We start from the raw sequence: 15,909 nt of genomic DNA, 5'->3' as shown, positions 1-15,909 counted from the left end.
CTTTCATCACGTATAAGGAAATAATTATGTTATACCACGTCAGAATGGATGTCTTAATCCCAACAGATATGGATACCGATAAAGTCAACGAGCTTAAGGCAACTGAGAAAGCACTGTCACAGAAGCTGCAAGAGCAAGGTAAATGGCGTCATATTTGGCGTATAGCAGGTCAGTATTCTAACTTCAGTATCTTTGATGTTGAGAGTAATGAAGAGCTACACGATATTATGATGTCATTACCACTTTATCCATACATGAAGGTTGAAGTGACACCGTTATTGCGTCACCCATCATCTGTTCGTAGTGATGACAGTTAAATCAAGGCATTAAATCTGTAATCAGAATCTATAAAAGGTGGGTAAGAATACTCACTGTAGTTACCCCTTAATAAAACAGTCCTCAACAAGGAGAGAGACATGGAACGCAGCCAAATTGAAGCATTAGCCACTCAGTTCATCAAAGGCAAAATCGACTTCCCTGAACAAGTAAATCCACGTGTACAAGAGATTGTATTACGTATTGTGACCGACCTTATGCAAACCATTAATGACTTAAAAATAACCGCCGATGAGTATTGGTCTGGGGTTGAGTTCATTGGTGATTTAGGCAAAGAAGCCGGTTTGTTATCACCAGGTCTTGGTTTTGATCACTTCATGGATTTAATGATTGAAGAAGATTTAAAAGAAGCAGGATTGGATGGCGGGACTGTACGTACTATTGAAGGCCCTCTCTATGTCGCTGGCGCACCAGAAGAAAAAGGGTTTGCACGTCTTGATGACGGTACAGATATTGATAATGGCACGGTGCTATTTATGCAAGGCACTGTTTATGGTGAAAATGGAAAACCTCTTCCAAACGCAAAGGTAGAAGTATGGCATGCCAACAGCTTAGGTAACTACTCTTTCTTTGATGAATCACAGTCTCACTTCAACTTGCGTCGTAGCATCATTACAGATGAGAACGGCAATTATGCATTCCGCAGCATCGTTCCGCTAGGTTACTCGGTACCACCAGAAGGAATGACGCAAAAAGTATTGGGCGCGCTAGGACGTCATGGTCATCGCCCAGCTCACATTCATTTCTTCGCCAGTGCTGACGGTCATCGCAAACTGACCACGCAGATTAACATCGATGGCGATGAGTACCTATGGGATGACTTTGCTTTTGCAAGCCGCGAAGGTTTGGTACCAGAGGTAACGATGGTCGAAGATGCGGACAAGCTAAAAGAAAAAGCGCTGGATAAGCCTTACGCAAGTATCGACTTTGACTTTCATTTAGTAAAAGACATTGACCAAGCTGTACAAGGCAGCGAAGTAGAACGCCGCCGTGCTCAAGGTTAATGAGCACTCATATTAAATAGCATTAATTAATTGATCACTACTAGCGACTTACGTTTGATATGCCCTCAGTTGCCGTATCAAACGTAAAATTCTAATCTCATTTTATACCGTCATTATACAAGGAAGGCAGCCATGAGCGAGCGTATCAATTTAGTACCTGAAGGATCAGACATCACTATTGATGATTTTTTAGAAGAGAACAGTGAAAAAGGGATTTATCGTCTGCATCGTAGCGCCTTCACTAACGAAGAGCTGTTCGAGCTTGAGATGAAGTACATCTTTGAGAGCAACTGGGTCTATTTGGCTCATGAGTCTCAAGTTCCTGATAACAATGACTACTACACCTCATACATCGGTCGTCAGCCCGTGATTCTTGCCCGCAATAAAGAAGGCGAGCTGCATTGCATGATTAACTCATGCTCACATCGTGGTGCACAGCTCTGCCGTCATAAGAAAGGCAATAAAGCCACTTACACTTGCCCTTTTCACGGTTGGACTTTTAACAACTCAGGTAAGCTGCTTAAAGTTAAAGACCCAAGACACGCCGGCTACCCAGAATGTTTCAATAAAGAAGGTTCACACGACCTAAAACAAGTGAAAATGGCCAATTATAAAGGCTTTATCTTTGCTAGCTTAAATGATGATGTTCAGTCAATTGAAGACTGGCTTGGTGGTTCTACCAAAATTCTTGACATGATTGTCAATCAGTCGCCAGAAGGTCTAGAAGTTCTACGCGGCACATCAACCTATACTTTTGATGGTAACTGGAAACTGCAAGCTGAAAACGGTGCTGATGGCTATCACGTATCAGCTGTGCATTGGAATTATGCGGCTACCACTGCACGTCGTAAAGAACAAGAAGCAGTCAAAGAAGACAACATCAAAGCCATGAACGCTGGAAAATGGGGACGTCAAGGTGGCGGTTTCTACTCTTTTGAAAACGGACACATGCTGTTATGGACACAGTGGGAAAACCCACAGGACCGTCCAAACTATGCCTATCGCGATGATTATGTCGCTAAATACGGTGAAGCAATGGCGGACTGGATGATTGGACGTTCACGTAACTTATGCCTATATCCAAACGTCTACATTATGGATCAGTTCAGCTCACAAATTCGTATGCTCCGCCCTATCGCGGTTGACAAAACTGAAGTCAGCATATGGTGTATCGCACCAAAAGGCGAAAGCGATGAGTCACGTGCACGCCGTATCCGTCAGTATGAAGATTTCTTTAACGTTACTGGTATGGCAACACCTGATGACTTAGAAGAGTTCCGCTCATGCCAAGAAGGTTATAACGGTATCAAACTTGAATGGAATGATATGTGCCGAGGCTCCGAGCACTGGATTCAAGGAGCAGATGAAGGCGCTGCCGCTATTGACTTAAAACCTTTAATGAGCGGTGTTAAGACTGAAGATGAAGGGCTATATACCGTCCAACATCGCTACTGGCATGAAGAGATGAAAAAAGCTCTAGAGCAAGAGCAGCAGCTACACGGTGCTAATAGCGACTAATACATTTTTATTATTACTCTGCTATTTATTGTAGAACTGACAAAAAATAAGGATATCAATCATGAAAAACACAACTGTTAACATTGAAGACATTAGACAGTTTCTATACCGTGAAGCGCGTTTATTGGATGAGAAAAAATGGGAAGAATGGCTCACTTATTACGATGAAGACTGCCCTTTCTGGATGCCAAGTTGGGATGATGATGGTCAGCTCATCAGCGACCCACAACGAGAAATTTCGCTGATTTATTATCCGGACCGCCGTGGTCTTGAAGATCGTATCTTCCGCATCGAGACTGAGCGCTCATCAGCGACCATACCTGATACACGTACCACGCACAATTTATCAAATATTGAATTACTCGAAAACAATGACGGTATTGTGACGGTACGTTTCAACTGGATCAACAAGTCCTTTCGCTATCACGAGACCAATACCTATTGGGGTTACTCTCAGTACAAAATAGACATGACTCAAGACCAACCAAAAATTTTGGATAAGTATGTGGTCTTAAAAGACGACTATGTGCATCAAATCATGGATGTCTATCACGTCTAATCATTATTCACTCATTACTTAATCACTAGCTTTTAATTAATACGTGTTGAAAAGGGATATTTCTCATGGAATATAATATTGCTCTACAGTTCGAAGACGGCGTCACGGGCTTCATCAAATGTGAAGCCGACGAAACAGTTGCCGAAGCAGCGTATCGTCAAAAATTTAATATCCCTGTGGACTGCCTAGATGGTGCTTGCGGTACTTGCCGTTGCCATTGTGAATCTGGCAGCTATGACATGCACCCTGATATGTATATCGAAGATGCACTCACAGAAGCTGAAGCTGAAGAAGGTTATGTACTCACCTGTCAGATGATTCCTGAAAGCGACTGCGTGATCAAAGTACCAACCTCCTCTGAAGCTTGCAAAGTTGGCAAGTCTGTATTCAAAGGCAAACTACAGCAGCTGAATGTACTGTCTGAGTCTACCATTCACTTTGGCGTCGAAGTCGATAATCCAGATGCGCTAGTATTTTTGCCAGGCCAGTATGTCAATGTCAGTATTCCTGATTCTAACGAGACACGCTCCTATTCATTTAGCTCTATACCTAGTGCCAATCAGGCCGAATTTGTCGTCCGCAATATTCCTAACGGCAAAATGAGCACCTTTTTATCTGATACTGCAACTATAGGCCAAGAGATTAATTTTGAGGGTCCATTTGGTAGCTTTTACCTGCGCCCTCTAATCCGCCCGACCCTATTTCTAGCAGGCGGTACCGGTATCGCGCCTTTTTTATCGATGCTAAAAAGTTTAGAAGTGTCTGGTGCTCATCATCCTGTCAGGATGGTCTACGGCGTCACCAACGATTTTGATCTGATAGAAGTCGAGAAACTAGAAGAAGTAAAACAAAACCACCCTTGGTTTGACTACCGCACCTGTGTCGCCACAGAAGATAGTAGTCATGAGCGTAAAGGTTATGTTACCGGTCATGTTGATAATGAGTGGCTGAACGATGGTGACGTCGATGTGTACTTGTGTGGTCCGTTAGGGATGGTGGATGCGGTGAGTAATTGGTTAGACAGCAGTAATCTAAAACCGTGCAATTTTTACTATGAAAAATTCACGCCCAGTGAACAATAACATAGCTTAGCCGTATTACTCTACTAGCAAAGCATGAGCAAGATTTTTAGGAGACTGTCATGAGTAAAAGATTTGATAATAAAGTATGTATCGTTACTGGTGCCGCCCAAGGCATCGGGCGCGGAGTCGCATTACGCTTAGCAAGTGAGGGCGGAAAAATCGTCATGGCAGACTTTTCTCCATTAGTAGAAGAGGTGCTGGCTGAAATCATTGCTAATGGTGGACAAGCCGTTACCATTCAAGCTGACCTTGAAACCCGTCAAGGTGCTAAAGAGGCTATTGATAAGGCACTTGATAGCTATGGGCGTATCGATATATTAGTCAACAATGTCGGCGGCGCAATATGGATGAAACCTTTTACCTGCTTCTCTGAAGCAGAAATCCAAAAGGAAATCAGTCGCTCATTATTTCCAACATTATGGTGTTGTCATGCGGTATTACCAACCATGGTCAAACAGCAGTCAGGCATTATTGTTAATGTGTCCTCTATCGCTACTCGTGGTATCAACCGCATACCCTACTCGACAGCGAAAGGCGGCGTGAACGCCATGACCGCATCGCTCGCTTTTGAGTATGCAAACGATGGCATCCGTGTGAATGCCGTGGCAACTGGCGGTACTGAAGCGCCGCCCAGAAAGATTCCACGTAACGCCAAACCATTAACTGATGATGAAAAATCATGGATGAATGCGGTGGTTGATCAGACCATTGATCGCACCTTTATGAAACGCTACGGCACGATAGATGAGCAAGTCAATGCCATCTTGTTTTTAGCATCCGATGAGTCTTCTTATATTACTGGTAGTACCATTCCTGTAGGCGGTGGCGACGAAGGCTAATAATAAATCTGTCAATCAGTAGCATGCATCTTAATTTGCAACCCCGTAACGAATGCTAATTTGCAAGGAAGCAATATGGCCTCTGTAATCCAAACCTTAAAAAACGACTGGTCGCTCTCTGCATCGGTTGCAGGGTTCTTAGCGGTTCTTATTTCCTATGCAGGTCCTTTGATTATTTTTTTTCAGGCCGCACAAGCCGCACAAGTATCGGATGCCATGATGGCGTCTTGGATTTGGGGTGTCTCCATTGGTGCTGCCATTCCTGGTATTTATTTATCTATTAAATATAAAACACCGGTTATTACAGCATGGTCCGCACCTGGTACCGCTTTACTGGTTACCCTATTTCCACAGATGAGTATTAATGAAGCTGTTGCCGGTTATATCATCTCAGCGATTGTCATATTTATTATTGGAGCGACAGGTTACTTCGACAAAATATTAAAATGGATTCCTAACGGTATTGCCGCTGGCATGATGGCAGGCATCCTATTTCAGTTCGGCTTAGAATTATTTAAAGCCACTGATAGCATGCCATTTATCGTCTTTAGCATGCTCGGTTGCTATTTATTAGCCAAACGCTTTTCGCCGCGCTATACGATGATCTGGGTGTTGATATGCGGTGTTATCTTAAGCGTCTTACTTGGCAAAATGAACCCTGTCCATTTCGATTTAGCCGTTACCATACCTAATTTTATTGCACCTGAATGGTCGTGGAACTCAACGTTTAACCTCGCTATACCACTCATCCTTGTGAGCTTAACTGGTCAATTCTTACCCGGCATGGCTATTTTAAATCTAAGTGGCTATGACACGCCAGCCAAGCCTATTGTGAGTGTTACAAGCCTCGCCTCTTTAGCAGTTGCATGTGTTGGTGGTATCACTATCGTACTTGCCGCTATCACAGCCGCGCTTTGTACTGGCAAAGATGCGCATGAACTTAAGGAAAAGCGCTATATCGCAGGTGTCGCTAATGGCATCTTCTATTTATTTGGCGGTTTATTTGCTGGCAGTATCGTGATGGTATTTAGCTTGCTTCCAAAAGAGCTTGTCGCGGCACTGGCCGGCCTTGCGTTAATCGGTGCCATTTCTGCCAATATCACCATTGCTATGAAAAATGATGAGCAAAGAGATGCAGCGTTAATTACCTTTTTGGCGACAGCATCGGGTATGAGCTTTTTGGGATTAAGCTCTGTGTTTTGGGGCATTCTTATTGGCATGATTGCTCACTATATTCTGACCAAAAAACGCCTACTACCAACATCATCTATCTCATTAACGACCTCTAATAATGAAGCCAATTAAAAGCAAGTCTCTTACAAAAAATTTAAGTAGTGTCAGAGCAATGAGTCTAACCCATGTACCACTTATTAATTTTAAAGACACTACCTCATATGACTTTTTATAGGATATAAACATGATTAACAAAGCTGATAAAGGTATCACTGACGTACTTAGTCAAATCAAAGATGGCGCCACCATTATGATTGGTGGCTTTGGCACGGCAGGTCAACCCGCTGAACTCATTGACGGGCTTATTAATTTGGGCGTAAAAGATTTGGTCATCATTAATAATAATGCCGGTAACGGCGACCATGGCCTTGCCAAACTCTTACAAACAGGTGCTGTACGTAAGATAATTTGCTCTTTTCCCCGTCAATCAGACTCTTGGGTATTTGATGAGCTTTATCATGCTGGCAAGATTGAACTGGAGCTAGTACCACAAGGTAATTTGGCTTGTCGTATTCAAGCAGCAGGTATGGGACTCGGCGCAGTATATACGCCAACAGGCTTTGGCACTTTACTCGCAGAAGGTAAAGAGACTCGTCATATCGATGGTAAAGACTATGTTCTTGAATATCCGATAAAGGCTGATTTTGCCTTAATTAAAGCCAATAAAGGCGATCGCTGGGGCAACTTGGTGTACCGCAAGTCTGCACGCAACTTTGGTCCAATCATGGCAATGGCAGCTGAAGTAACTATCGCCCAAGTCTCTGAAACGGTGGATCTTGGTGAACTTGATCCTGAGTATGTTATTACACCGGGTATCTTTGTGCAGCATGTGGTGCAAATCCAGCCTACTAGTACTGAACCTGCTAGTGATGAATATGCTAGCACAGCAACGACAGCCACCGCTTAATACTGCCAATTATAAGGATCGTCATCATGAGCCATACTTCCTACACCGTTTTGACCCGCGATCAAATTGCCGAGCGCGCTGCACAAGATATTCCAGATGGTGCTTATGTCAATTTAGGCATCGGACTACCGACCAAAATTGCCCAATACCTACCGGATGATAAAGATGTATTTTTACATTCAGAAAATGGCTTACTAGCTTTTGGGCCACCACCTGCTAAAGGTGAAGAGGATCCCGAGCTGATTAATGCCGGCAAAGAATACGTCACCATGCTCGATGGCGGTAGCTTCTTCCATCATGGCGACTCTTTTGCGATGATGCGTGGTGGTCATATCGACATTTGCGTATTGGGCGCGTTTCAAGTGGCAGCCAATGGCGACTTAGCCAACTGGAGTACCGGTGCAGAGGATGCAATACCTGCCGTTGGCGGCGCAATGGACTTAGCCGTCGGTGCCAAAAAAGTCTTTGTCATGACCAATCATACCACCAAGACGGGCGACCCTAAAATCGTCAGCGAGCTTACTTATCCTGTGACTGGCAAAAACTGCGTTGATCGCATTTATACTGATTTATGTGTCATTAATGTCACCGATAAAGGCTTAGTAGTCACCGAAATGGTCGATGGCATTAGCTTCGAAGACTTACAGGCCTTGACGGGTGCCACACTGACTGACGCTACTACAGTAAAATAATAAAAAGGATAATATCTACAATGGATAACTTAACAAACGCTTATATCATTGACGCCATTCGCACCCCTTTTGGACGCTACGGCGGCGGTCTAGCACCCGTACGTGCAGACGACCTAGGCGCTATCCCTATCAATGCGTTAATAGAACGTAATGCTAATGTCGACTGGGTACAAGTAGATGACGTCATCTATGGCTGTGCCAACCAAAGCGGCGAAGACAATCGCAACGTCGGACGTATGTCGTCATTGCTAGCCGGCCTACCTTATCAAGTGCCTGCGACAACTGTTAACCGCTTGTGCGGCTCGTCGATGGATGCGTTAGCGATAGCGGCGCGTGCGATTAAAGCTGGTGAAGCCAATTTAATTATCGCAGGTGGTGTTGAGAGCATGAGCCGTGCGCCATTTGTGATGGGCAAATCAGGTCAGGCATTTGGTCGTAGTCAAAAGCTGGAAGATACTACTATGGGCTGGCGCTTTATCAATCCAAAGCTTGATGAGCTATATGGCACAGAGACTATGCCGCAAACCGCTGAAAATGTCGCAGAGCAATTCAATGTCAATCGAGCTGACCAAGATGCATTTGCGCTACGTAGCCAACAACGTACCGCAGCGGCGCAAAAGTCAGGATTTTTTAAAGATGAGATGACCCCTGTCGTCATTCCGCAGCGTAAAGGCGAGCCTGTCACCGTCGATACTGATGAGCATCCTCGTGCTGACACCACCCTTGAGAAGTTGACTAAACTGCGTCCTATCGTCACCGCAGATGGTACGGTGACTGCTGGTAATGCCTCTGGAATTAATGATGGTGCAGCAGCCTTCCTAGTAGCGTCAGAGCAAGCGGTTAGAGAATTTAATCTAAAGCCACGGGCACGTATTGTGGCCTCAACTACGGTAGGCGTTGAGCCACGTATTATGGGTTTCGCCCCAGCACCCGCAATGAAAAAGCTGCTTAAGCAAACCGGCCTGTCTCTCGATGAGATGGATGTCATTGAATTAAACGAAGCCTTTGCCGCGCAAGCTCTAGCTTGCACACGTGACTTAGGGTTAGCTGATGATAGCGAGCGCGTCAATCCTAACGGCGGTGCGATTGCCCTTGGTCATCCACTCGGCGCCTCAGGTGGACGTTTGATCTTAACCGCCCTTAATCAACTGGAAAAAACAGGTAAGCGTTATGCTATCTGCTCAATGTGTATCGGAGTTGGACAAGGTATCGCGATGATTATTGAGCGTGTTGAGAGTTAAGCGTGTTGAGAATATATAGATAGCTCAAAAAATAGATGCACTCATTGATAGGCAAAAACCAATACCTTACTCACATGACAATCACAAACAAGGACGTTCATCATGCCTGAATTTGACAATAAAGATATAACGCTAAACTATGCCACTTTTGGTGATAGCAGTAACCCTGCTCTGATATTCTCTAACTCTTTAGGTACCAGCTATCATATGTGGCAGCCACAAATCGATGCTTTGCAAAACGATTATTTTATCATCTGCTATGACACTCGTGGCCATGGTAATTCTTCTGCACCAAGAGGTCCTTATAGTTTCGATCAGCTTGGGCAAGACGTCATTGATTTGCTTGATTATCTGAACATAGATAAAGCATTTTTTTGTGGCATTTCTATGGGTGGTATGACTGGTCAATGGTTAGCTATTCATCATCCTGAGCGCTTTGATCATTTAATGCTATGCAATACCGCCGCGAAGATTGGCAATGAGGCAGCATGGGTAGATCGCGCGCACTTGGTACGTGAGCAAGGTCTAGATCCTATTGCCGCTACAGCCGCTCCGCGTTGGTTCACAGCAAGTTTTATCGATAATCATCCTGATGTAGTTAAAGCACTATCTGACGCTCTCGCAGCTGGCAGTAGCGAGGGTTATGCCAGCTGCTGCGATGCACTATCTGTCGCTGATACTCGCGAGCAGTTACAAAATATTCGTGTACCAGTCACAGTAGTTGCAGGTATCGAGGATCCAGTGACAACGGTTGCCGATGGTCAATATATAGTCGATCATATTCCTAGTGCTAAGCTCGCCACTATCAATGCCTCGCATATCTCAAATATTGAACAACCTGAAGCACTTAATGAGTATATTAAATATTACCTGCAATAACGCCAATAAATGCTTTTAAAAAACACATTCATTAGCGTTGATTAATTAGGCTAATTTTATCTATTTATCTTATATTTTTAATCATCTATATATTTTTTTAGTATATGGATGATTTTCTGCGTATTCAGTATTTTCATAATAGAAATTAATGAAACTTCTTGGCGTTAGTTGTCTTACACACACTCACTGCAAGCATCATTCTTCGTATCTAATACTTTATAAGAGTACCGAATACTCTAATAAAGATAAAAGTCAACATTGTTTCAATAGAATGTTATATAGAAAAATATACCTTTTAGGTATAAATTTATACTTAGATGGTTTTTGACTTAGCACCTGTAAAACCCTAACTTGTAAAGCACGTATAAGGATATCATCAACGGAGAATATGAATGGAATCTCAAACCTTAAACATCAATAAAGTTATTGATGAAGCCAAATTTTCACCTTTTCATTGGAAAGTCCTGTTTTGGTGCTTACTGATTATTATCTTTGACGGCTACGACCTCATTATTTACGGCGTGGCCCTGCCATTACTTATGGAGGAGTGGTCATTGACTTCGGTACAAGCAGGTTTTCTTGCTAGCGCAGCACTATTCGGTATGATGTTTGGTGCCATGATTTTTGGCACTTTATCTGACAAAATCGGTCGTAAAAAAACAATTATGATTTGTGTCGCTCTATTCAGTAGCTTTACTTTTTTTGGTGCTTTCGCTAGCGGGCCTATGCAGTTTGCGGCTTTGCGCTTCATTGCAGGTCTAGGTATTGGCGGCGTGATGCCAATCTGCGTGGCACTAACATCTGAATACGCACCGAAACGTATGCGCAGTACTTTAGTCGCTATTATGTTCAGCGGTTATGCAATTGGTGGTATGACGTCAGCATTATTAGGATCTTTTTTGGTGCTAGATTTTGGCTGGGAAATTATGTTTTATATTGCGGGCATCCCTACTTTGCTATTGCCAATTATCTGGAAGATGCTACCTGAATCCTTGATGTATTTGGTCAAAGAAAAGCGAGAAGACGAAGCTAAAAATATCGTTCAAAAATTGGCTCCTCAAGAAAAAGTTACACCCTCTACTACGTTAGTACTAGACGAACCCACCAAAGGTGATGATGCACCAATTAAAGCGTTATTTCTGAACAGACGTGGATTCACTACTATTATGTTTTGGGTAGCATTTTTTATGTGTTTGCTGATGGTTTACGCTTTAGCAAGCTGGTTACCAAAGCTAATGATTCAAGCCGGTTACTCATTAGGTGCTAGTATGTTATTTCTATTTGCACTTAATATTGGTGGGATGATTGGGGCTATTGGCGGTGGTGTCCTAGCTGATAAATTCCATTTAAAACCTGTACTAACTATTATGTTTGTCGCTGGGGCAATAGCATTAATTTTGCTTGGCTACAACAGTCCTCAGATTGTACTATATACGCTCATTGCGATTGCAGGTGCTACAACCATCGGCTCACAAATTCTGCTCTATACTTTTGTGGCTCAATATTATCCTACCGCTGTACGTACGACTGCTATGGGTTGGGCGTCAGGGATTGGACGTATTGGTGCTATCGTAGGTCCAATCCTAACTGGTGCGCTTCTCACCTTAGAGCTGACCCATCAGATGAACTTCTTATTTATCGCTATACCAGGTATTATCGCAGCCATCGCTATCTTCTTAGTAAATCTGAGCGCAGCGGTCGACAGCAAAGAAAGCAAACTGCAACCAACAAGATTAGATACTTCAGCAGCGTAAAAGTAATATTGACTTTAAAAATCGTATTTCTGTTACCGTAGAAAACACATAGTACCTTATCTTTTTATAAACTAATATAACTGGCGTTTCGATTCTTACAATTGCAACGTCAGTTATATTTATAAAAAAGCTCCTAGTATATATTCTAATACCTGAATAACATGATAAGTATCAATAAAAAATCATTAATCAAGATAATACATCCCCACTATAACTATGAAGATGCGCCATCGTATCGCTTACTCCTCTCAACACTTCAACTCAAAAATCATATTTTGCCATTATTTCAATTTGCTGACCTGCTGGCATCCATGGGAATGTCGTTACGTCCTGATTTCTCCACTCAATACCCAAATCTAGATCTGGTAGATACTCATAGATAAGGTTTGCGCTTTTTACATTAGCAGAAGTGTCTGCCGCATCGTTTACATTTACTTCACCATAACGCAAGTTGCCACGCAGCTTTTGGGTAAACTGATGCTTATATCCTACGCTATAGCCAGTTTGCGAGATCAGCTTCCCATCCTCGGCATCACAGTCTACGCCGCCATTCATAATTAGCGGTCCTCCAACACAGATGGCAGAATAGGCACCCATGCCTTTACCATTATATATACTGGCATGGAGCGAATCTTTACCCAATGTTAGCTTGCCAGCTAAAGAAACACCGATACCCACATCTGAACCATCTCCGTTCTCAGCATCACGAGCCGTGACAGCCACGTTATAGTCAAAGTTAGATATCTTATCTTTGTAGCTTACCACCATATCAGGTAAGCTCGCATTATCGTAAACAGGGTCTTGCGCCGTAAAACGTAGCCCCTTATAAGTATAGTGCAACGTCAAATCTGGACGAATATAAGAACCACCACCAGAGGCCGTGCCCAAACCAGTGCCCCAAAAATCAAGCTGCTCCGTAGACAGAGGTGCCACTGCCAAAAATTGACCGTTCCAAGTCTTACCCACTGTCAAATCATCAACCTGAACATAAGCATGACGCAAACGCAGATTTGAGCCGCCCTTGGCGTAATCGCCATAAAAATCACCTTCGATAAACCCCGTGAGTTTTTTATCATCTACCGACTTAGTCGTTTTCACATTGATACGAGACTGGCGTAAATTACCCTTAAATTCCGACTCGCCTTCATCAGGAAAGTTAAAAGCACCTTCTGCTTTGATGTAACCACCGATACTCAAAGTCGTGTCACCTGTTGTCACAAGATCTATTGCTTGTGCAGATACGCATGTTACAACCATAGCAAAACCTACAGATAGCCTTTTTATATAAAGCATCATTCATTTCTTCCCTGTTTTATGTTGATATCCTTATCAATCCCAATTGCTACTACGTTTTCTTTAATCCATAAAAATAAATAATCCTTTTAGATGAAAACCAACTGCTACTTAATAACTACTGTTCAATTAAAAACCCCAATCATAATTTGACCGATATATTGGGTGTTACGCTTCTTGGTCAATATTCTCTAACGCAGCAATCGCCTCTTTTTTCGACTCACTGATAGGCTTTTTTTGCCCACTCAATTTATCGAGGTATACCAACACCGACTCACCGATTGCAACGACTGTTTTCTGCACCGTACTGTAATAGGTATATTCATGAATCAGACTTGAATTACCGATTTTTTTGACCTTGACGCCAATCCATAACTCATCGGGATAGGCAACCGATTTGAGGTAACGACATGATGAGGCTGCCATCACCGAAGACGTTTGTTCGTTAAATAAACCAAGCCGCCTGTTGTAGTAGATACGAGCATTTTGAGCATATTCGTAATAAACCACATTATTGACATGACCAAAGGAGTCCATATCACCCCATTCCACTTGCTGAGGGTAGATAACTGTAAAGTCATGCAATGGGTGATTTTCATCGCTTGTGACAATCTCTTGTATTTCTGGGAACGTAGGCGCAGCTTCCATAGTTTCTCTCTTTTTATTAGACAGGTTTTGTTATATAGAGGATGAATGTGACTCAGGGTGCTCGTGACTCACACACCTCCCTATCCCTAGCATTTAGTCAAGCACTAGGGTTTATGCAAGTTTTCACTTTTGTCAGAGTCGATTTGATGGTGACCGGATTGTTTGACTAGATGAGATTTTCTGAGTACATCGAACGCATGCGTTTTTTATCGAGTTTACCGACGCTGGTTTTTGGCATGTCTGGCAAAAACCTCACTTCACTTGGTACACCGTATTTTGGCAAATGGCCTCTCTCTACTGCTTGATGACCCAATGCCAAAATATCTTCCATTTTTGTGTCGACATGGTCTGGTTTTAGCACGATCAACGCCAAGGGACGCTCACCCCAACGCTCATCTGGCACACCAATCACCGCGATATCAGCGACGCTAGGATGAAAGGACAAAATGGTTTCGACCTCAAGCGAGGATACCCATTCGCCGCCGGATTTAATGACATCTTTGAGTCTGTCTGTAATGCTTAGCGTGCCATCAGCAGTCATACAGGCGATGTCTTGCGTATGCATCCAGCCGCCTTTCCATAACTCATTACCTGCGTCAGGATTTTTAAAATAGCTTTGGGTCAACCACGGCGCGCGTATCACAAGCTCACCTGTCGATTTGCCATCCATGGGTTGTGGTTTACCATTTTCATCCCAAATTTCCATCGACACTAACATAATGGGTGAACCTGACAGACAACGATAGTTAAGGTTATCCTCTAGCGTCATCGACTCTGTTTTGTCATCGAATACTGCTCGAGACAGTACAGGGCATGATTCTGACATACCAAACCCTGACATAAATTCTATGCCACATTCGATTGCCGCTTTGGCTAAGCCCTCATTGAGCTTTGAGCCACCTAGTAACAGTTTAAGATCCTCAAATTTTCGGCCACGTTCTGCCATTTCTTTGAGAAGCATCTGTAGTATTGCAGGGACACCATGTGATAGCGTGACTTTATGCTGCTCGATCAAGTCGACCAATTTTGGTGCCAGATATCTCCCGGGATATACTTGCTTGAGCCCTATCATGGTTGCGCCATATGGCCAGCACCACGCATGTACATGAAACAAAGGCGTCATTGGCATATAGACATCGTTGTAGCGCGCACCTTGACCTTCGGCATTGAGGGCTGACGCCAAAGTGCTTGCCATCGTCTGTAGTACGATCTGGCGATGAGTAAAGAAAACCCCTTTTGGATCGCCTGTCGTGCCACTGGTGTAGAATGTCGTAGCAATAGTGTTTTCATCAAAATCTGGGAAGTCAAACTCGTCACTAGCAGCTGCTAATAGCGCCTCATATTCGCCATCGACATAGTCTGGCAGCTCAGCTTTATCACTTTCTGCTTTATTGTCATCTTCATCATCAGCCCACATTACATGCTCGATAGAAGGCGCATCGTCACGATAATCTTTAATCATCGGCGCAAATTCAGCATTCAACAATAAGGCTTTTGGCGCAGCATGATTGACGGTATATAGCACTTTTTCTTCAGACAGGCGCACATTAACGGTTTGCAAAATCATGCCCGACATTGGTACTGCAAAGTAGGCCTCAAGGTAACGATGACTATCCCAGTCCATGACCGCGACCACATCACCTGCCTGCAAGCCCATATTTTTTAATACATTGGCCAAGCGATTGATACGTTTAAAAAACTCAGCATAGGTATAAGTGACTTTGTCGGCATAGCTAATGGTTTGGTTAGTGGAAGCAATCTTGGCGCGGTTTAGTAGCTGTTTGATAATTAATGGGAAACCATACGCGTCTTCGGCTTGATGGTAATTATCGTGTTCGTTGAGTATGGTTGTCATGGTATCTTCCTTGATAATAAATTGTCCTTGATATAGTCAATTCTCTATAAAAGAGTGACAGCGTTACCC

The 15,909-nt window shown here is 43.3% G+C and carries 15 protein-coding genes; 12 read left to right on the top strand and 3 right to left on the bottom strand.

Annotation, left to right across the window (positions count from 1 at the left end; all coding sequences use genetic code 11):
- The first annotated feature begins 26 nt into the window (after window positions 1-26).
- From catC to CXF69_RS04175, 12 genes are all read left to right on the top strand, one after another.
- Window positions 27-317 carry a muconolactone Delta-isomerase gene (gene catC, locus CXF69_RS04230; RefSeq protein WP_101204514.1) on the top strand — a complete coding sequence of 97 codons (291 nt, stop codon included), beginning with the start codon at window positions 27-29 and terminating at the stop codon, window positions 315-317.
- A gap of 99 nt (window positions 318-416) precedes the next feature.
- Window positions 417-1,340 (top strand): catechol 1,2-dioxygenase, encoded by a 924-nt coding sequence (catA, locus tag CXF69_RS04225; RefSeq protein WP_025643597.1) that lies wholly within the window; start codon window positions 417-419, stop codon window positions 1,338-1,340.
- Between the two features lie 132 nt (window positions 1,341-1,472).
- A complete protein-coding gene (gene benA / locus CXF69_RS04220; RefSeq protein WP_025643599.1) occupies window positions 1,473-2,858 on the top strand; it encodes a benzoate 1,2-dioxygenase large subunit in 1,386 nt (461 codons plus the stop codon).
- 61 nt (window positions 2,859-2,919) lie between these two features.
- Entirely contained in the window at window positions 2,920-3,417 is a 498-nt protein-coding gene (gene benB, locus CXF69_RS04215; protein WP_025643600.1) for a benzoate 1,2-dioxygenase small subunit, read from the top strand.
- A gap of 65 nt (window positions 3,418-3,482) precedes the next feature.
- The gene (benC, locus tag CXF69_RS04210) at window positions 3,483-4,499 is read left to right on the top strand and encodes a benzoate 1,2-dioxygenase electron transfer component BenC (RefSeq protein WP_025643602.1); all 1,017 of its coding nucleotides are present in this window, start codon (window positions 3,483-3,485) and stop codon (window positions 4,497-4,499) included.
- Window positions 4,500-4,558: 59 nt separating this feature from the next.
- Window positions 4,559-5,338, top strand: coding sequence for a 1,6-dihydroxycyclohexa-2,4-diene-1-carboxylate dehydrogenase (locus CXF69_RS04205; RefSeq protein WP_101204513.1), 780 nt, complete (start codon window positions 4,559-4,561; stop codon window positions 5,336-5,338).
- 75 nt (window positions 5,339-5,413) lie between these two features.
- On the top strand, window positions 5,414-6,643 hold the full coding sequence (gene benE, locus CXF69_RS04200) for a benzoate/H(+) symporter BenE (RefSeq protein ID WP_101204512.1): 1,230 nt from the start codon (window positions 5,414-5,416) through the stop codon (window positions 6,641-6,643).
- Window positions 6,644-6,755: 112 nt separating this feature from the next.
- Window positions 6,756-7,478 carry a 3-oxoacid CoA-transferase subunit A gene (locus CXF69_RS04195; protein ID WP_101204511.1) on the top strand — a complete coding sequence of 241 codons (723 nt, stop codon included), beginning with the start codon at window positions 6,756-6,758 and terminating at the stop codon, window positions 7,476-7,478.
- A gap of 26 nt (window positions 7,479-7,504) precedes the next feature.
- Entirely contained in the window at window positions 7,505-8,170 is a 666-nt protein-coding gene (locus CXF69_RS04190) for a 3-oxoacid CoA-transferase subunit B (RefSeq protein WP_101204510.1), read from the top strand.
- 20 nt (window positions 8,171-8,190) lie between these two features.
- Complete coding sequence (gene pcaF / locus CXF69_RS04185) at window positions 8,191-9,411, top strand: 3-oxoadipyl-CoA thiolase (RefSeq protein ID WP_101204509.1); 1,221 nt, start codon at window positions 8,191-8,193, stop codon at window positions 9,409-9,411.
- 102 nt (window positions 9,412-9,513) lie between these two features.
- Entirely contained in the window at window positions 9,514-10,290 is a 777-nt protein-coding gene (pcaD, locus tag CXF69_RS04180; RefSeq protein WP_101204508.1) for a 3-oxoadipate enol-lactonase, read from the top strand.
- Window positions 10,291-10,682: 392 nt separating this feature from the next.
- On the top strand, window positions 10,683-12,044 hold the full coding sequence (locus CXF69_RS04175) for an MFS transporter (RefSeq protein ID WP_101204507.1): 1,362 nt from the start codon (window positions 10,683-10,685) through the stop codon (window positions 12,042-12,044).
- 261 nt (window positions 12,045-12,305) lie between these two features.
- Here CXF69_RS04175 and CXF69_RS04170 read toward each other — a convergent pair whose 3' ends face one another.
- From CXF69_RS04170 to CXF69_RS04160, 3 genes are all read right to left on the bottom strand, one after another.
- Window positions 12,306-13,301 (bottom strand): hypothetical protein, encoded by a 996-nt coding sequence (locus CXF69_RS04170; RefSeq protein WP_227522873.1) that lies wholly within the window; start codon window positions 13,299-13,301, stop codon window positions 12,306-12,308.
- Window positions 13,302-13,505: 204 nt separating this feature from the next.
- Window positions 13,506-13,985, bottom strand: a complete 480-nt coding sequence (locus CXF69_RS04165; protein WP_101204506.1) for an acyl-CoA thioesterase — start codon at window positions 13,983-13,985, stop codon at window positions 13,506-13,508.
- Window positions 13,986-14,151: 166 nt separating this feature from the next.
- Complete coding sequence (locus tag CXF69_RS04160; RefSeq protein WP_101204505.1) at window positions 14,152-15,840, bottom strand: fatty acid--CoA ligase; 1,689 nt, start codon at window positions 15,838-15,840, stop codon at window positions 14,152-14,154.
- Window positions 15,841-15,909: the final 69 nt, after the last annotated feature.

It is taken from the genome of Psychrobacter sp. Choline-02u-9 (assembly GCF_002836505.1).
Taxonomy (GTDB): Bacteria; Pseudomonadota; Gammaproteobacteria; order Pseudomonadales; family Moraxellaceae; genus Psychrobacter.
This window is presented reverse-complemented; position numbering and strand designations above follow the sequence as displayed.